The 16832-nt window shown below is 70.6% G+C and carries 13 protein-coding genes and 2 pseudogenes; 12 read left to right on the top strand and 3 right to left on the bottom strand.

Annotation, left to right across the window (positions count from 1 at the left end; all coding sequences use genetic code 11):
* The 3 genes and pseudogenes from BLP62_RS13480 to BLP62_RS02885 form a co-directional block, all read left to right on the top strand.
* A pseudogene (locus BLP62_RS13480) lies at positions 1-86 on the top strand (IS5/IS1182 family transposase); the annotation flags it as partial.
* A 43-nt stretch (positions 87-129) separates the two neighbouring features.
* The gene (lepA, locus tag BLP62_RS02890; protein ID WP_093005686.1) at positions 130-1962 is read left to right on the top strand and encodes a translation elongation factor 4; all 1833 of its coding nucleotides are present in this window, start codon (positions 130-132) and stop codon (positions 1960-1962) included.
* On the top strand, positions 1946-2929 hold the full coding sequence (locus tag BLP62_RS02885; RefSeq protein ID WP_093005668.1) for a sensor histidine kinase: 984 nt from the start codon (positions 1946-1948) through the stop codon (positions 2927-2929). The genes lepA and BLP62_RS02885 overlap by 17 nt, the downstream gene beginning before the upstream one ends.
* Before the next feature lie 33 nt (positions 2930-2962).
* Here the strand turns inward: BLP62_RS02885 and sdaAB are convergent, their stop codons facing one another.
* Positions 2963-3625 carry an L-serine ammonia-lyase, iron-sulfur-dependent subunit beta gene (sdaAB, locus tag BLP62_RS02880; RefSeq protein ID WP_093005666.1) on the bottom strand — a complete coding sequence of 221 codons (663 nt, stop codon included), beginning with the start codon at positions 3623-3625 and terminating at the stop codon, positions 2963-2965.
* A 17-nt stretch (positions 3626-3642) separates the two neighbouring features.
* Between sdaAB and BLP62_RS02875 the strand changes: the two genes are divergently transcribed.
* Genes BLP62_RS02875 through BLP62_RS02865 form a run of 3 tightly spaced genes read left to right on the top strand, consistent with a single transcriptional unit; the run spans position 3643 to position 7066 of the window.
* Positions 3643-5553 (top strand): hypothetical protein, encoded by a 1911-nt coding sequence (locus BLP62_RS02875; RefSeq protein WP_093005664.1) that lies wholly within the window; start codon positions 3643-3645, stop codon positions 5551-5553.
* Positions 5550-6401 carry a dihydrodipicolinate synthase family protein gene (locus tag BLP62_RS02870; protein WP_093005684.1) on the top strand — a complete coding sequence of 284 codons (852 nt, stop codon included), beginning with the start codon at positions 5550-5552 and terminating at the stop codon, positions 6399-6401. The genes BLP62_RS02875 and BLP62_RS02870 overlap by 4 nt, the downstream gene beginning before the upstream one ends.
* The gene (locus tag BLP62_RS02865; RefSeq protein WP_093005662.1) at positions 6389-7066 is read left to right on the top strand and encodes an LEA/WHy family protein; all 678 of its coding nucleotides are present in this window, start codon (positions 6389-6391) and stop codon (positions 7064-7066) included. Before BLP62_RS02870 ends, BLP62_RS02865 begins: the two co-directional genes overlap by 13 nt.
* Here BLP62_RS02865 and BLP62_RS02860 read toward each other — a convergent pair.
* A pseudogene (locus BLP62_RS02860) lies at positions 7063-7427 on the bottom strand (cytidine deaminase). The gene BLP62_RS02865 and the pseudogene BLP62_RS02860 sit on opposite strands and share 4 nt — an antisense overlap.
* A complete protein-coding gene (locus tag BLP62_RS02855) occupies positions 7417-8739 on the bottom strand; it encodes a hemolysin family protein (RefSeq protein WP_093005660.1) in 1323 nt (440 codons plus the stop codon). Before BLP62_RS02855 ends, BLP62_RS02860 begins: the two are co-directional and overlap by 11 nt.
* 81 nt (positions 8740-8820) lie before the next feature.
* On the opposite strand from BLP62_RS02855, the gene BLP62_RS02850 reads away from it, so the two are divergent.
* From BLP62_RS02850 to BLP62_RS02825, 6 genes are read left to right on the top strand one after another with little or no spacing between them, the layout of a single operon-like run.
* Positions 8821-9255: a MarR family winged helix-turn-helix transcriptional regulator gene (locus BLP62_RS02850; protein ID WP_093005658.1), complete on the top strand. Its 435-nt coding sequence runs from the start codon at positions 8821-8823 to the stop codon at positions 9253-9255.
* The gene (locus BLP62_RS02845) at positions 9248-10513 is read left to right on the top strand and encodes a TolC family protein (RefSeq protein WP_093005656.1); all 1266 of its coding nucleotides are present in this window, start codon (positions 9248-9250) and stop codon (positions 10511-10513) included. Before BLP62_RS02850 ends, BLP62_RS02845 begins: the two co-directional genes overlap by 8 nt.
* A complete protein-coding gene (locus BLP62_RS02840) occupies positions 10510-11475 on the top strand; it encodes a TolC family protein (protein ID WP_093005654.1) in 966 nt (321 codons plus the stop codon). Before BLP62_RS02845 ends, BLP62_RS02840 begins: the two co-directional genes overlap by 4 nt.
* Positions 11476-11478: 3 nt before the next feature.
* On the top strand, positions 11479-12660 hold the full coding sequence (locus BLP62_RS02835; RefSeq protein ID WP_093005652.1) for an efflux RND transporter periplasmic adaptor subunit: 1182 nt from the start codon (positions 11479-11481) through the stop codon (positions 12658-12660).
* Complete coding sequence (locus BLP62_RS02830) at positions 12657-15962, top strand: efflux RND transporter permease subunit (protein ID WP_093005650.1); 3306 nt, start codon at positions 12657-12659, stop codon at positions 15960-15962. The genes BLP62_RS02835 and BLP62_RS02830 overlap by 4 nt, the downstream gene beginning before the upstream one ends.
* A gap of 3 nt (positions 15963-15965) precedes the next feature.
* Positions 15966-16718: an alpha/beta hydrolase gene (locus BLP62_RS02825; RefSeq protein WP_093005648.1), complete on the top strand. Its 753-nt coding sequence runs from the start codon at positions 15966-15968 to the stop codon at positions 16716-16718.
* The last annotated feature ends 114 nt before the right edge of the window (positions 16719-16832 follow it).

Here is a 16832-nt window from a genome sequence, read left to right as displayed (position 1 = left end):
GGGCGCTTTTGGAGCTCATCGCCTACGGCCTTAGGGTTCTTCTCTCCCTTCTCCCGCCCCCTCCGGGGTACAAGGCAATTTACTAGGCAAGCCCCCCCCGCCTTGACTTTGGCCCCCCTACCCCGGACGATGGGAAGGATGGATATCCGCCGCATCCGCAACTTCTCCATCATCGCCCACGTGGACCACGGCAAGTCCACCCTGGCCGACCGCATCCTGCAGATGACCCACGCGGTAAGCGAGCGGGAGATGCGGGAGCAGTTTTTGGACTCCCTGGAGCTGGAGCGGGAGCGGGGCATCACCATCAAGGCGAGCGCCGTCAGGGTGACCTACCGGGCCAAGGACGGGGAGGAGTACGTCCTGAACCTCATTGACACCCCGGGGCACGTGGACTTCACCTACGAGGTCTCCCGGGCCCTGGCGGCGGTGGAGGGGGTGCTCCTGGTGGTGGACGCAAGCCAAGGGGTGGAGGCGGAGACCCTGGCCAAGTTCTACATGGCCCTGGAGCACGGCCACGTGATCGTCCCGGTGATCAACAAAATTGACCTCCCCAACGCCCGCCCCCTGGAGGTGGCCCTCGAGGTGGAGGAGGTCTTGGGCCTTCCCGCCGACGAGGCCATCTTCGCCTCGGGGAAGACGGGGGAGGGGGTGGAGGAGATCCTCGAGGCCATCGTCAAGCGCATCCCGCCCCCCCAAGGGGACCCCGAGGCCCCCCTGAAGGCCCTCATCTTTGACTCCGTCTACGACGCCTACCAGGGGGTGATCCCCTACCTCCGCCTCTTTGAGGGGAGGGTGCGCCCTGGGGACCGGATCCGCATCTACTCCACGGGCAAGGAGTTCACCGTGGACAAGGTGGGGGTCTTCACCCCCCAGGGCCTGGTGCCCGCAGGGGAGCTCTCCGCCGGGGAGGTGGGGTGGCTCGTGGCCGCCATCCGCGACATCCACGACGTCCAGGTGGGGGACACCCTCACCCTGGCGGACCGCCCCACCCCCTCCCCCTACCCCGGCTTCCGCCCCGCCAAGCCCGTGGTCTTCGCCGGGCTTTACCCCGTGGACTCCGGGGACTACGGGAAGCTTAGGGACGCCCTGGAAAAGCTCAAGCTCAACGACGCCGCCCTCACCTTTGAGCCCGAGTCCTCCACCGCCTTGGGCTTCGGCTTCCGCTGCGGCTTCCTCGGGCTTCTCCACGCCGAGATCGTCCAGGAGAGGCTGGAGCGGGAGTTTGGCCTGGAGCTCATCGCCACCGCCCCGAGCGTGGTCTACAAGGTGCGGAAGAAGGACGGGGAGGAGGTGGAGGTCCACAACCCCGCCGACCTCCCCGACCCCACCCAGGTGGAGGAGGTCCTCGAGCCCTACGTGAGGCTCACCGTCTTCACCCCCGAGGAGTACGTGGGGAGCCTCATGGGGCTCCTCCAGGAGAAGCGGGGCCGCCTCGTGAACATGACCTACCTCCCCGGGGCCCAGAAGCGGGTGGAGCTCGTCTACGAGGCCCCCTTCGCCGAGATCCTCTACGACTTCCACGACCGCCTGAAGAGCCTCTCCCGCGGCTACGCCTCCATGGACTACGAGCAGATCGGCTACCAGCCCGGGGACCTGGTGAAGGTGAACGTCCTGGTGCACGGGGAGCCCGTGGACGCCCTCACCTTCATCGCCCACCGGGAGAAGGCCTACGCCATGGCCCGGGCCATCGTGGACAAGCTCGCCGAGGTCATCCCCCGCCAGCTCTTTGAGGTGCCCATCCAGGCGGCCATCGGGGGCAAGATCATCGCCCGGGCCACGGTGAAGGCCCTCCGCAAGGACGTCCTCGCCAAGTGCTACGGCGGGGACGTGACCCGGAAGAAGAAGCTCCTGGAAAAGCAGAAGGAAGGGAAGAAGCGGCTCAAGGCCATCGGCAAGGTGGAGGTGCCCCAGGAGGCCTTCCTGGCGGTGCTCTCGGCGGGGAAGGATGAGCCTAAGGGCTAGGCTCGCCCTGGTCATCGCCCTCCTCGCCTTTCTGCCCAACCTGGTCCTGGCCCTCCTCCTGGGCCTCGCGGGGGAAGGCCCTTGGCTTCCCCTCGTCCTCTGGCTCCTCCTCCTCGCGGGGCTTTCGGCCCTGGTGGGCTACTTCCTGGCGAATAGCCTCCTCAGGCCCCTGGAGGAGTTCGCCCGGGCCCTGGCCTACCTCTCCCTGAGGGAGGGACCGGTGAGCGGGCTTCGGCTTCCCCCTCCCAAGGAGCCCCCGCCCGAGGAGATCGCCGTCTTGCGCCGCCGCTTTGAGGAGCTCCTGGCCCGGCTCCAGGCCCTCCTGGAGGCCCGGGAGGCCTTCTACGGGGCCCTGGCCCACGACCTCAAGACCCCACTCCTCTCCGCCATCCGCGCCCTGGAGTACCTGGAAGGGGCGGACGCCCTGGGCAAGGCCCAGAGGGTGGAGCTCCTGCGCCAGGTCAAGGAGGAGCTCGCCCGGGGCTACCGCCTGGTGGAGAACCTCCTGGCCCTCTCCCGCCTCGAGGCCAAACCCCCCCAGTGGGAGACCCTGAACCTCCGGGCCCTGGCCGAGGACCTCCTCCTGCGCTACCGGGAGGAGGCGGGCCGAAGGGGCCTCCGCCTGGCGGTGGAGGGGGCGGGCCTCACCCGGGGGGAAAGGCTCCTCGTGGAAAGGGCCCTGGCCAACCTCCTGGAAAACGCCCTGCGCCACGCCCGGGCCCGGGTGCGGGTGCGGGTGGAGGGGAACGCCCTCCAGGTGGAGGACGACGGGCCAGGCCTTCCCCTGCCCCTGGAAGCCCTGGCCCAGCCCTTCCGCCAGGGGCAGGGGGCCAGGGGAAGCTCGGGCCTCGGCCTTTACACCGTGAAGCGGGTGGCCGAGGCCCACGGGGGAAGGCTTACCCCTTGCGCGGGCTCCCTGGGGGGGGCCTGCTTGCGCCTGGAGCTTCCCCCGCCAACCCGCCTCTAGTGGGGACCCCGGTCCCCGGGAGGCTTCCCCACCTCAGTCCATCACCGGGGGGAGCTGGCGCACCCAGAGGATGTAGGAGAGGTGCTCCAGGTAGCGGAGGGGCACCTCGGAGAGAGGGCGGTCCATCTCTATGCTCATCATGGCCTCCCCGCCCCGCTTCTTCCGGCTCACGGTGAGGTGGGCGATGTTCACCTCGTCGTCCGCCAGGATGCGGGCCACCCGGGCCACCACCCCGGGGGTGTCCACGTTCTTCACCACCAGGGTGGGGGCGGCGCCGGTGATGCGCACCTCAAACCCGTCCACGTCAAAGACCCGCACCACGCCCCCGCCCAAGGAGCTCCCGGTGACGGTGAGGCGCTCCTTCTCCCCTTCCAGGACCATGCGCACGGTGTTGGGGTGGACGTCCCCGAGCTCCACCTCCTTGAAGGCCACCTCCACCCCTTCCTTCTCCGCCAGGGCGAGGCTTTCCTTGAGCCTCTCGTCGTCAGGCCTTAAGCCCAAGACCCCCGCGGCCAAGGCCAGGTGGGTGCCGTGCCCCTTTCCCGTCTTGGCGAAGGAGCCGTGGAGGCCAAACTCCACCCGCCTGGGCTTTTCCCCCAGGAGGTGGCGGGCGAGGAGGGCCAGCCGGCAGGCCCCCGCCGTGTGGCTGGAGGAAGGCCCCACCATCACCGGACCGATCATGTCCAGAAGCCCCATGCCGTTAGAATAACCCCATGCGCCCCTGGTTCGCCTTGGCCTTCCTCTGGCTTTCCGCCCTGGGCCAAAGCCTCCTCCTGCCGGACACCGCCCGGGTGGGGGAACCCCTTTTCTTGGAGGGCCGGGACCTGCCCCAAGGCCGCTTTCCCCTAGAGGTCCTCGGGCCCCAGGGAAGCACCGCCTTGGAGGTGGAACCCAAGGACGGGGCCTTCCGCCTCCCCTTCACCCCCGAGGCCCCCGGGGAGTACCGGGTGCGCCTCGCCCTGCCCTCGGGGGCCCTGGAGGGGCGCTTCACCGCCTTGGCCCCGGCCCAGCCCAAGCTGGTGGAGGGGGGCCTGGAGCTCCCCTGGGGGCGGCTTCCCCTGCCGGAAGGCCCTTGGGTGGGCCCCCTGGTGGAAGGGGAGCGGGCCTTCGTGGCCCAGGGGCTTTTGGTGGTGGAGGCGAGCCTCAAGGGGGAGGAAGTCCGCTTCCACTTCGCCCCCGCCCGGGTGGTGGCCCTGCGCCCGGGGCCCGAGGCGGTGCTTTTGGGGGACTGGGTCTTACCCATCCCCTTCCCCCCCCTGCCCTTCGCGGGGCAGGAGGAGGACCTCCGGTCCCTAAAGCCCCTCCTCGAGGCCCTAAAGCCCCCCGAGCCCTGGCCCTACTTCGCCTACTGGACCCTTCCCCCCGAGGCCCTAAGCCCCGAGGACCTCGAGGCCTACGGGGAGGACCTAAGGTCCCGGGGGCACCGCCCCGAGCTCTTCTTCGGCCAGGAGGGGGTGAGGCGGATGGCGGAGGCCGCCCGGGACTTGGGCGCGAAGGACCCGGAGGCCTCCTGGCGGCTCACGGAGACCCTCCTCCGCTACACCCCGCTTTTCCCGGGCTCCCTGGAGTTCTTCCGCCAACGGGCCGAGGCCCTGGAGGCCCAGGGCCAGCCCGCAAGGGCCTTGAGGCTTCGGGAGGCCGTGAAGCACCTCCAGGCCTGGGCGCCCCCGGACCTCTCCCCCCTGTCCCAGGGGGTCTACGCCCTCGGCCTGGCCTACCTGGCCCTCCTGGCCTACCTCTTCTTCTACTACCTCCCGGCCCAGCTCCAGGACCTGAAGGCGGTGGGGGGCTTCCTCGGGGGGTACCTGCGCCACCCCCTCCTGCGCCTGAGGCACCTAAGCCTGGCCTACGCCAGCCTTGGGGAAAGGGCCTTGGCCTTAGCCCTCCTCCTCCTCCTGGGCGGGGCGGGGCTCCTTTACGGCCTGGACCAAAAGGCCCGCGCCGCCCTCACCCTTCCCCCCCTGGACCGGGGCACCCTCCGCACCCCCGAGGCCCTAGCCTGGCTCCGGGAGCAGCCCCCCCTGCCCGAGGTGAGGGCCCTTTTGGGCTACGCCCTCCTTCCTGAAAACCCCAAGGAGGCCAAGGGGCTTTTGGAAGGGACGAGCCTCCCCTTCGCCCTCGCCCTCGGGGAAAAAGACCTCCCCCAGGCCTACCAAAAGGCCCCCTTTGACGGCCCCATCCGCTCCGCTTTGGGCCTTGGGGAAGACCCTTGGGGCAGGCGGGAGCCCGGGCCGAGCCTCCGCGTCCTCTACGCCACCCTGCTCCGGGTGGAGCTCTTCCGCCTGCGGGAAGACCTCCTCAAGGAGGTGAGGAGGCTTCCCCTTCCCCTCGAGGAAGGGGCGAGGCCCTGGGCGGCCTTGGGCTTTTTTCTCCTCCTCCTCTACCACCTCCTGGCCTTCTTCCTTCCCCGGCGCAAAAAGGACCCGCCCCAGGCCTGGGCCCTAGCGGTGCGCCTTCTGGTGCCGGGGAGCCTGGGGTTTTCCGGGGGGCTTGGCCTCCTCCTTCTCCTCCTCGCCGCCTTCGGCCTTCTTGGGCTTTTGGAGGGCCGGGGACCCGGGCTTCTCCTTTTGGCCTATGCCCTCCACCTCCTCTTTCTGGTAGGCTCGTGGCGGAGGTCCCCGTGATCCTGCCCCCCATCCCCACGCCCTTTGATCGGGAAGGAAGGCTGGACGAGGAGGCCTTCCGGGAGCTGGCCGCGGCCTTGGAACCCCTGGTGGACGGGCTCCTCGTTTACGGCTCCAACGGGGAAGGGGTCCACCTCACCCCCGAGGAAAGGGCCCGGGGCCTCCGGGCCCTTAGGCCCAGGAAGCCCTTCCTGGTGGGCCTCATGGAGGAGACCCTGCCCCAGGCGGAAAGGGCCCTCTTGGAGGCCAAGGCCGCGGGGGCCACGGCCCTCCTCGCCACCCCGCCCCGCTACTACCACGGAAGCCTCGGGGAAGGGCTTCTCCGCTACTACGAGGCCCTGGCGGCGAGGATGCCCCTCTACCTCTACCACGTGCCCCAGAACACCAAGGTGGACTTGCCCCTCGAGGCGGTGGAGGCCTTGGCCCGGCACCCCCAGGTCCTAGGCATCAAGGACTCCAGCGGGGACCTCGGCCGCCTCGCCTTCTACCAGGCCCGCCTCGGGGCTTTCCGGGTCTACACCGGCCACGCCCCCACCTTCCTCGGCGCCCTGGCCCTGGGGGCGGAAGGGGGGATTCTGGCCGCGGCGAACCTCGCCCCCAGGGCCTACCGGGCCCTTTTGGACCACTTCCGGGGGGGGAGGCTCGCCGAGGCCCAGGCCCTGCAGAAGAAGCTCTTCCCCCTGGGGGACCTCCTCGCCAAGGGCGGGGTGCCCCTCCTGAAGCAGGCCCTCCGGCACCTGGGCCTCCCCGCGGGCTACCCCAGGCCCCCCTACCCGGCGGAAAGCCCCCTTTGGGGGAGGTTCCTCCCCGTCCTGGAAAGCCTAAAGGAGGAAGGATGGGTCCTGTAGCCCGCCCGTTGAGGTTTTCCCTGCTTTTGGGCCTCCTGGTCCTCGCCGCCTGCGCCCCAAGGCCCCTTCCCCCCGAGGCCCGCTTCCTCGGGGCGGAAATCCGGGGCCTGGAGCTTTCCCCCGAGCCCGCCCTGCTCCTTTCCGTGCGGGTGGCCTTCCAGAACCCGAACCCCTTCCCCCTCCCCCTCGCCGCCTTCGGGGCGCGGCTTCGGGTGGGGGAGGTGAGGGTGCCCTTAGACCTCACCCTCCCCCCCGGGGAGAAGGAGGCCTCCCTCCCCGTGCGCCTCACCCCCAGGGAGGCCCTGGCCACCGCCCGGGCCCTCCTCTCCCGGGAAGGGGCGGAGGTGGCCCTGGAGGGGGAGACCCTGGGCGGGCGGCTCACCTTCTTCCAGACCCGCCTCGCCTTCCCCTTGGAGCCCGTAAGGGTGCGCCGGGCCGGGGTCAACCTCTTCCTGGAAAACTCGAACCCCCTCCCCCTTCGCGTGGAAGGCGCCCTGGTCCTTTTGGGCCAGCGCCTTTCCGTGCGGGCGGACCTCCCGGCGAAGGGGGAGGCGAGGGTCCAGGTGGTGGGCTTCAGGCCCGGGCTTGAGCGGGGAAGCAGGCGGCTTGAGCTTCGCCTCGAGGTCCCCGGCTTCCTCAGCCAGACCCTGGTCCTGGACCTCTAGAGGCGGAAGGCCAGGGGGAGGAGGGCCCCCAAGGTGGTGCGCACCTCCTCCTCGGGCCCGTGGAGGACCACCTCCACCTCCGGCCCCCCGAACTCCATGAGGACCTGCCGACACCCCCCGCAAGGGGGGATGGGCCCCTTGGGGCTATAGATGTGCACCCGCTCCAGGCGGCGCTTCCCCGAAAGGACCATGGCCGCCACGGCGTTCCTCTCCGCGCACTGGGAGAGGGGGAAGGAGGCGTTTTCCACGTTGACCCCGAGGAACACCTCCCCTTCCGCCTCCACCAGGGCCACCACGGGAAACCCCGAGTAGGGGCGTAGGCCCGCTCCAGGTGGGCTTTCAGGATCTCCTTAATCCCCATGCTCCACCAGCCGCTCCACCCGCACCCGCTCTATGCGCCTCTGGTCGGCGCTTTCCACCACGAAGCGGAAGCCCTGCCACTCCGTGCTCTCCCCCACGCCGGGAATGCGCCCGAACTGCTCGTAGAGAAACCCCGAGAGGGTGTCGTACTCCCCCTCGGGAAGCTCCACCCCCAGGGCCTCGGAGACCTCGTCTATGGGGGTCTGGGCCTGGATGGAGAGGGAGCCGTCGGGGAGGCGCCGGATGGCCGTGTCCTCCGGCTCGTCCGTCTCGTCGTAGATCTCCCCCACGATCTCCTCCATGACGTCCTCCAGGGTCACGAGGCCTGCCGTGCCCCCGAACTCGTCCACCACGATGGCCATGTGGACCTTCCGGCGCCGAAGCTCCCGGAGGAGGGTCCAGGCGTCCATGTTCTCGGGCACGAAGTAGGGGGGGTGGGCGATGGAGGCCACGGTGCGCCCCTTCAGGTCCTCCTCGCAGTAGAAGTCCAAGAGGTCCTGAGCGTAGGCCACCCCCACGATGTGGTCCACGCTCTCCCGGTAGACGGGCACCCGGCTGTAGCGGTGCTCCCGGAAGAGGTGGAGGAAGTCCTCCAAGGTGGCCTCGGCCTCTATGGCCACCATCTCCACCCTCGGGGTCATGATCTCCCGCACCGGGGTCTCCTCCAGCTCCAGGATGGAGTGGATCATCTCCTCCTCCTGGGCCTCAATGGTCCCCGACTCCTCGGCCCCCGCCAGGATGAGCTTAAGCTCCTCTTCGGAGACCAAGGGGGTGTTCCGGGGCTCCAGGCTAAGGAGGCGGAGAAGCCCTCCGGAGACGAGGCTGAAGAAGCGCCCGAGGGGGTAGAAGAGGACGGAGAGGACGTAGATGGGCCAGGCCGCCACCCGGGCGATGGCCTCCGCGTGGTGGACGGCGAGGGACTTGGGGGTGATCTCGCCGAAGAAGAGGATGAGGAAGGTCATCACCCCCGTGGCCACCCCCACCCCCGCGGAGCCGAAGGCCCGGGTGGCGAGCTCCGTGACCAAGGCGGTGGCGGCGATGTTCACCAGGTTGTTGCCCACCAGGATGGTGGTGAGGAAGCGGGTGATGTCCCGGGCGAGGAGGCGGAAAGGCCCCCCTTGCGCCTCGGCCAGCTCCCGCACCTTCCAGGGGTAAAGGGTGGTGAAGGCAGTCTCGCTGGCGGAGAAGAAGGCCGAGAGGGCGAGGAGGAGGACCAAAACCAAAACGTCCCCAGGGCTTGGGGCTTGGGACTGGGCCAGGGCTAGGGAGCCGAAGGGCAGGAGGAAGAGCCACCGACTTGGGGGTCTGTCCATATCACCTTCGGCCATTCTACACCATGCGGCCTGTGGCCTAGCCCCCACAATTTGTTTTATGCCCCTGTATAGTTGAAGGGTATGAAGGGTCCTCCCCTCCCCTTGGTGGAAGAGCTGTCCCGGCTGGGTTACGCCCTCATGCGCCTCCTCCTGGCCCGGGCCAAGGAGGTCTTCGCCCAGGAGGGCCTCTCCCTCCTGCAGGCCGAGGTGCTTCGCCTGGTGAAGGAAGGGGTGAGCGCCCCTTCCCGCCTAGCGGAGCACCTGGAGGTCCAGCCCTCCCAGGTCTCCCACCTCCTGGTCTCCCTAGAGGAGGCGGGGCTCCTAGGGCGCCACCCCGACCCGGAAGACCGCCGGAGGGTCCTCCTCCGGCTCACGGAGAAGGGAGAGGCGGTAGAGCGGCGCCTACAGGAGGCCTGGCTCCGGGCCTACGGCCAGCACCTGGCCCGGCTGGAGGCCGGGGAACTTCTCCTCTTCCGCGACCTCCTCCGGAAGCTCACGGGGGTGGAGCGTGGTTAGGCTCTTGGCCCTAGGCCTCCTCCTGGCCCCCGCCCTGGCCCAAAGCGCCCTGGCCCCCCTCCTAGACCACCCCCTGGCCCGGCAGGCCCAGGCCCTGTTGGAGGCGGCCAGGAAGGCCCTCGAGGCCCAGGAAGCCCCCCTGGCCCTGAACCTCCAGGGCAACTACGCCCGCCTGGGGTACGAATGCACCCCGGAGGCCCTCTGCGGAAGCCTCCCCGAAACCACGGGAAGCCTCACCCTCTCCCTGGTCCTCACCCCCTTCCCCTTCGGGGAGGTGGCGGACGGGAGGGAGCGGGCCCGCATCGCCTTGAGGCGGGCCGAGCTGGGCTACCGCCGGGCCCTCGCCGCCCTCCAGGCCCAGGCGGTGGCCGCCCACGGCCGCTACCGGCAGGCCCTCTTGGGGGAGGCCCTTGCGCAAAAGGCCCTGGAACTCGCGCAAAAGGCCCTGGAGGCCGCCAGAAAGCGCCAGGCGAACCCCAAGGAGCTCCGGGAGGCCGAGCTTAACCTCAAGGAGGCGGAAAACCGCCTCGAGGAGGCCAGGCGGGGGGTGGAGCTCGCCAGGAAGGCGGCGGAGGGCCTGGTGGACCTCGCCCAGCCCCTGCCGGAAATCCCCCCGCCCAAGGGAGGGGTCTACCTGGGGGTGGAGGAGGCGCGGCTTGCGGTCCTGGAGGCCCGGATCGCCTACGAAAGCGCCCTGAGGAACCTCCTCCCCCAGCTCCAGGCGAGCTACCTCCTCTACCCTTCAGGAAACGACACCCTGGCCCTAAGCCTGGGAAGCCGCACCCTCCAGCCCACCCTCTCCTACACCCGGAACGACCCCAGCCGCCCCCCCACCCAGGTGCCGGGGGTGGGCAGCTACCGCACCCAGGAGGAGCTTAGGCTTTCCCTCTCCCTCACCCTCTCCCCAGGGCTTTTCGCGGGCCTCGAGGCCGCCCGGGCCCAGCTCCAGGGGGCGGAGGCGGCCCTGAAGGCGGCGGAGGAAGAGGCCAGGCTCAGGGAAGCGAGCCTGAAAAACGCCCTGCAAAGCGCCGAGGCCGGCCTGGCCCTGGCCCGGCTCCGCAAGGAGGCCCAGGCCAAGGCCCTGGAGGAGACGCGAAGGCGCCTGGAGCTCGGCCTGGAAAGCCCCCTGGCCCTGCTCCAGGCGGAGCTCAGCCTCCTGCAGGCGGAGCTTGGCCTTCTGCAAGCGGAAAACGACCTTTTGAGCAAGCGAATGGAGCTGTACCAGCTTTACGGCGAACTCTTGGAGGTGAACCCGTGAGGAAGACCCTGATCGCCCTTTTCCTGTTGGCCCCCGCTTTGGCCCAGCCCCTCCCCGAGGCCCTGAAGAAGGCCCAGGAGGCGGCGGGGGTGGCCCTGGCCCGCCTGGAGGTGGAGGCCAAGGCCAAGGACCTGGACCGCCTCCTCCAAGACCCCCTCCTCACCCCCCTCTCCGCCCTCCAGGCCCGGCAAGCCCTGGCCCTGGCGGAGGCCCGCCTGGGGCGCGCCCTGGCCCAGGCGGAAAGCGAGGTGGTCTCCGCCTACGCCCAGGCCCTGGAGGCCAGGCTTCAGCGCGCCCTGGCGGAAAAGGCCCTGGAGGTGGCGGAGCTCTCCCTCAAGGCCACGGAGGTGCGGGTCAAGGGGGGCGGGGCCACCGCCTTGGACCTCCTCGAGGCCCAGAACCGGGTCCTGGAGGCCCGGAAGAACCTGGAGCTCGCCCAAAGGGGCCTGGAAAGCGCCCAGGCGGCCCTGGAGAACCTGGTGGGCCCCTGGGAGCCCGAGCCCGTGGCGGACCTCCCGCCCCTGCCCGAAGAAGGGCTCGTCGCCAACCTCCTCGCCCAGCACGCCGACCTCCTCCAGCTCCGGCAGTCCCTAGAGCTTCTCCGCTTCCAGCGGGGGCTTCTGGACGAAAGCTTCGCCGCCAAAAAGGACCTCGAGGCCCTGGAGGACCAGATGGCCTCCCTCAGCGCCAACCTGGACAACCTGGAGCGCTCCCTCAGGGTGGGCCTGAAGGCCCGCCACGCCCAGCTTGGCCCCCTCCTCCAGGGGGTGAAGGCGGCGGAGGAGGCCTACCGGGCGGCCAAGGAGCGCTACGCCGCCGAGGAGAAGCGCTTCCGGGCGGGGCTCACAAGCCGCCTCGGCCTCCTCCAGCAGGAGCTCGCCCTCCTGCAGGCGGAGCTTTCCCGGGAGCAGGCCAAGCACGCCTACCTCAAGGCCTACTACGGCCTTCTGGCCTCGAGGTGAACCATGAGGCGCTTCCCCTTGCTCCTTCTTCTCCTCCTCCCGGCCTGCGCCCCCCAAAAGGCCGAAACCCCCCCTCCCGCCCCCGAAGGCCCCCCGAGGGTCCAGGTGCGGGTGGTGGAGGCCAAAAGGGGCCTGCTGGAGCGTGAGGTGCGGGCCTCCGCCACCTTGCAGGCGGAAAAGGAAAGCCTCGTGGCCGCAGGGGCGGCGGGGCGGGTGGTGCGCGTCCTGAACCCGGGAAGCCGGGTCCAGGCGGGGGAAGGGGTGGTGTTCTTGGACCCCGCCCCCTTCCAAGAGGCCTTGGGCCAGGCCCGCCTGGCCCTGGCCCAGGCGGAGGCCAACCTGGAGCGGGCGAAGGCCCAGCTTTCGGGGAACCGGGCCGCCCTGGAGGCCCAGCTCCAGGCGGCGAAGACCCAGCTCCAGGCGGCCGAGAGGCGCTACCAAGAGGGCAAGGCCCTCCTGGAGGCGGGGGCTTTGGCCCCTCTAGACCTCAAGGCCCTGGAGGCCCAGTACCTCCAGGCCCAAAGCGCCTACGAGAGCGCCAAGGAGGCCCTGGCCCGCCTGGAACGGGCGGAGGACGTGCGGCTTCTGGAGCTCCAGGTGGAGGCCGCGCGCCTGCAGGTGCGCCAAGCGGAGCGGAACCTAAGGGAGAGCGTGGTGCGGGCCCCCTTCCCCGGGGAGGTGGTGGAGGTCTACGCCAAGGAAGGGGAGTTCCTGGGCACGGGAAGCCGGGCCTTCCGCCTGGCCACCACGGACCGCCTCCTGGCCAAGGTCTACCTGCCCCCCGAGGAGGCGGCCATCCTGACCCCGGAAACCCCCTTCCTCCTGCGGCAAAACGGCAAGGAGGTGGCGGCCCGCCTCCTGCGCAAGACGGACCTGCCGGGGCAGGGCCGGCTGGTGGAGGTGGTGCTGAAGCCCGCCCTCCCCCTCACCCCGGGCCCGGCGGAGGCGCGTTACCGGAAGCGCCTGACCGAGGGCCTCCTCCTCCCCGCCGGGGCCGTCAAGCCTGAGGAGGGCAAGGCCTTCGTCTACCGGCTGGAGGGGGAAAGGGCCAGGCGCCAGGAGGTGAGGCTCCTGGCCCAGGAGGGGGGCCAAGCGGCGGTGGAGGGGCTTCCCGAGGGGGCCCTGGTGGTCTACCCCCTGCCCGAGGGGCTTAGGGACGGGGACCTCGTGGAGGTGGTGCGGTGAGGGAAAACCCCCTGGTGGCCTTCTTCGTGGAGCGCTTCGTCTTCGCCACCGCCATCTTCGTGGGGCTGGTGCTGGTGGGGCTCCTTCTGGGCCTGGGGCTTGGGGTGGAGCTTTTGCCCCGGTTCAGCGTGCCCGTGGTGGCGGTCTCCACGGCCTACCCCGGGGCGGGGCCCGAGGAGGTGGCGGAGCAGGTCTCCAAGCCCCTGGAGGACGCCCTCTCCACCCTAAGCGGCCTGGACACCCTGGGCTCCAGCTCCACGGAGGGCTTCAGCCTGGTCTTCCTCCAGTTCCAGCAGGGGGTGAACGTGGACCAGGCGGCGGTGGAGGTGAGCCAGAAGGTGGCGGCGGCCCGGGGAGCCCTCCCCAAGGACGCCTCGGCCCCCGTGGTGCAGAAGTTTGACCCCTCGGCGAGCCCCATCCTCTACCTGGCCCTCGAGGCCCCGGGGGAGGACCTCTCCCGGGTACTCCGCTACGCGGAGCGCACCCTGAAGCCCAGGCTCCAGCTGGTGCCCGGGGTGGCGGACATCCGCCTCACCGGGGCCCCCAAGCGGGCCATCAAGGTCTACCTGGACCCGGACCGGCTCCAGGCCCTGGGGGTCGTCCCGGGCCAGGTGGTCCAGGCCCTCTCCGCCTCGGCCCTGAACCTCCCCCTGGGGGCCCTCACGGAGGAGGAGCGGCGCCTGGTCTACACCCTGCGCTCCACCCCCGCCACGGCCGAGGAGGTGGCGGACCTCCTCGTGGACGCGGGCCGGGGCCTGCGGGTCCGGGACGTGGCCCGGGTGGCGGAGGAGGGCGAAGCCCCCACCACCCTGAACCGCCTGAACGGAAGGCCCGCGGTCCTCCTCGCCGTGGTCAAGACCCCGAGCGCCAACGCCGTGGCCGTGGCCGACGGGGTGAAGGCCGCCCTGAAGGACTTCGCCCTGCCCCCCGGGTACCGGGCGGAGGTGGCCCTGGACACCACCCGCTTCATCCGGGCGGCGGTCTCGGACACGGTGCGGGAGGCCTTCTTGGCGGCTTTGGCCGTCTCCTTGGTGGTCCTCGTCTTCCTGGGCAAGCTCAACTCCGTCTTCTCCGTGATCCTGGCCATCCCCATCACCCTCTCCGGGGCCATCCTCCTCTTCGGGCTTTTGGGCTTCACCTACAACCTCATCAGCCTCCTCGCCCTCACCGTGGCCGTGGGCATCGTGGTGGACGACTCCATCGTGGTGGCGGAGAACATTGACCGCTACCGCCGCATGGGCCTTGGCCCCAAAGAGGCCGTGCTCAAGGGGGCAAGCGAGGTGAGCGTGGCCGTGGCCGCGGCGACCCTCTCTCTCCTCGCGGTCTTTTTGCCCATCAGCTTCCTCCCCGGGCTCATCGGCCAGATCTTCCAGCAGTTCGGCCTGGGCATGGCGGCGGCCATCGCCGTGAGCTGGCTCGAGGCCCTCCTCTTCCTCACCGTGCGCCTGGCCTACTTCCCCGACCCCGAGCCCCCCACCCTGAAGGAGGCCCTGCGGGCGGCCCTCCTCCTCCCCAAGGACCTCGCCTGGGGCTACCGCCGGGGCTTCCGCACGGCCTTTGGCCTCCTCCTCGGCCTCGGCGTGGCCTTCCTCCTCCTTCGCCAAGGCCCCCTCCACCTCCTCCTCCTCGCCCTCTACCCCGCCCTCCTGGGCCTTGGGCGCTACCTGGGGAGGCTCTTTTTGGACCTCGCCGGGGCCCTCGCCCGCCTCCTCCACGAGGGGGCGGAAGGGGCCCTGAGGCGCCTCACGGAGGCCTACGCCCGAAGCCTGGGGCGGGCCCTGGCCCGGCCTTATTTGGTGCTCGGGGCGGCGGCCATGGCCTTCCTCTCCATCTTCCCCATCCTGCCCCGGATCCCCTTCAACTTCACCCCCCGCTCGGACACCGGGGTCCTCACCGCCACCCTCCTCCTGCCCAAGGACACCCCCCTCGCCGTCTCCGACCGGGCGGCGAGGGTCCTGGAGGCCCATTTCCTCGCCCACCCCGCGGTGGCGCGGGTGGTGACCACCGTGGGGGCGAGCGCCACCGGGGGGGCCCAGGTGGGGGACCCCTCGAGGGTCCAGCTCCAGATCGTCCTCAGGCCCAAGGGGGAGCGGGAGGACATCTTCACCCTCACCGAGGCCTTCAACCGGGAGGGGAAGGAGGCCCTTAAGGACTTCCCGGGGGCGGACCTCCGGGTCCTGGCCCAGACCGGCCCCGAGGCGGGGGACGCCGACTTGCAGTTCTTCCTGGTGAGCCCGGACCGCGCCCTCCTGGAGAAGCGCGCCGCGGCCATCGTGGACCACATCGCCAAGAAGCCCTACGTGCTCAGCGTGAAGAGCACCCTCGAGGCCACCCAGCGGGAGCGGGTCTTCGTCCCCGACCCGGCGAGGCTTTCCGGCACCGGCCTCACCCCCCAGGACCTGGCCCAGGCCCTCAGGCTCTACCTCTCCGGGGCCCAGGCGGCCACCGCCCGGAGGGGCGGGGAGGAGTTCCCCGTGGTGGTCCAGGCGGACCCCTTGCGCCTGGGGGGCGAGGCCGACCTCCTCTCCCTCCCCGTCTACGCCCCCGCCCTCCAGGCCTTTTTGCCCCTGGGAAGCCTCGGCCGCTTTGAGGAGCGCCCCTCCCCCACCCTCATCTCCCGCCGCAACCAGGCCTACGCCGCCGGGATCAACATCAACCTCCGCCCCGAGGCCCCGGGGAGCTTCCAGATCCAGCAGGAGCTGGAGAGGGAGCTCGAGGCCGAGGGCCTTCTGGGGGATGGGGTGTCCCTCGAGGCCACGGGCCTAGGGAGCTTCACCGGGGAGCTCGCCCGCCTCGCCCCCCTGGCCTTCGGCCTGGCCCTCGTCCTCAACTACCTGGTCATCGCCAGCCAGTTCAACGCCTGGCGCTACCCCCTCTACCTCCTCCTCCCCGTGCCTTTGGCCCTGGTGGGGGCCCTCTGGCTCACCTACCTCCTGGGCACGGGGCTGGACGTGATCAGCGTCCTTGGGGTGGTGATGCTCATCGGCCTGGTCACCAAGAACGCCATCCTCCTCCTGGACTTCGCCGTGCGCAGGATGCGGGAGATGCCCCTAAGGGAAGCCCTGGTGGAGGCGGCGAGGCTCCGCCTCCGCCCCATCCTCATGACCACCCTGACGGTCCTCATCATCAGCCTGCCCCTCCTCCTCGGCACGGGGGAAGGGGCGGAGTACCGGAAGCCCCTGGGGGTGATCATCCTGGGCGGGCTTCTCTCCTCCACCCTCCTCACCCTCTTCGTGGTGCCCGCCGCCTTCTACGCCCTGGAAAGGGGGCGGTCCAAGGCGAGGGAAGCCGTCCTGAGGTGAAGCATGCCCGCCAAGCGGATCCTCCTTCTCCTGCTCCTTTTGGCCCTCGCCCTGGGAGGGGGCCTGGTGGGGGCCACCTTCTACCTCTTCAGGCCCTACCAGGCGGAGGCCTGGGTCCAGCCCTACCTGGACCGCGCGGGCCTCGCCCTGGAGGAAGCCCCCTACGGCCTAACCCTCCTTCCCCAAGCCCCCAAGGCCCTCCTCGCCTTCTACCCGGGGGCCCGGGTGGACCCCCTGGCCTACGCCCCCCTCCTCGCCCCCCTAACCCAGGCGGGGTACCTGGTGGTCCTCCTCAAGGTGCCCCAGGGCATCGCCCTCCTGGGGAAGGGGCGGGCCCTGGAGGCCAAGGCCGCCCACCCCAACCTCCCCATGGCGGTGGGGGGGCACAGCCTGGGCGGGGTGGTGGCGGCGGAGGTGGCGGCCCGGGAGGGGCTTCCCCTCGTCCTCTTCGCCGCTTACCCCGAGGGGAACCTCTCCCAGGAGGCCTTCCCCACCCTCGCCCTCTACGGCACGGAAGACGGCCTTCTTCCCCCGGAGGAGGCCAGAAGGAAGGCGGAAAGGCTTCCCCAAAACGCCCGGGTGGTCTTCGTGGAGGGGCTGAACCACGCGGGCTTCGGGGCCTACGGCCCCCAAAGGGGGGATAGGCCCGCCACGCGCCCCCGGGAGGCCTTGTGGGAAGAGGTGCGGGAGGAGGTTCTCCTCTTCCTCGAGGGCCTGGGCTGGGACACGCCTCCCTCCCCAAAGGCGTTGCGTTAGGGGCATGGGAGGGCCTGCCCCGGGCGGAGCTGGGCCTACGCCAGGAAGAAGACCCGCACCCCGATCCTCCTCGGCCTGGCCCTAAGTGCCCGCACCTTGATTTCGCCACATGGG

The organism is Thermus arciformis (genome assembly GCF_900102145.1).
Lineage (GTDB): Bacteria > Deinococcota > Deinococci > Deinococcales > Thermaceae > Thermus > Thermus arciformis.
Note: the sequence above shows the minus strand (reverse complement) of the source record. Positions and strands in the feature narration are given on the sequence as shown.

Bases quoted from the DNA above. Each gene is read 5' to 3' on its own strand.
- lepA (WP_093005686.1), top strand. From the start codon at position 130: ATGGGAAGGATGGATATCCGCCGCATCCGCAACTTCTCCATCATCGCC.
- BLP62_RS02885 (WP_093005668.1), top strand. From the start codon at position 1,946: ATGAGCCTAAGGGCTAGGCTCGCCCTGGTCATCGCCCTCCTCGCCTTT.
- sdaAB (WP_093005666.1), bottom strand. From the start codon at position 3,625: ATGGGGCTTCTGGACATGATCGGTCCGGTGATGGTGGGGCCTTCCTCC.
- BLP62_RS02875 (WP_093005664.1), top strand. From the start codon at position 3,643: ATGCGCCCCTGGTTCGCCTTGGCCTTCCTCTGGCTTTCCGCCCTGGGC.
- BLP62_RS02865 (WP_093005662.1), top strand. From the start codon at position 6,389: ATGGGTCCTGTAGCCCGCCCGTTGAGGTTTTCCCTGCTTTTGGGCCTC.
- BLP62_RS02855 (WP_093005660.1), bottom strand. From the start codon at position 8,739: ATGGACAGACCCCCAAGTCGGTGGCTCTTCCTCCTGCCCTTCGGCTCC.
- BLP62_RS02850 (WP_093005658.1), top strand. From the start codon at position 8,821: ATGAAGGGTCCTCCCCTCCCCTTGGTGGAAGAGCTGTCCCGGCTGGGT.
- BLP62_RS02835 (WP_093005652.1), top strand. From the start codon at position 11,479: ATGAGGCGCTTCCCCTTGCTCCTTCTTCTCCTCCTCCCGGCCTGCGCC.
- BLP62_RS02825 (WP_093005648.1), top strand. From the start codon at position 15,966: ATGCCCGCCAAGCGGATCCTCCTTCTCCTGCTCCTTTTGGCCCTCGCC.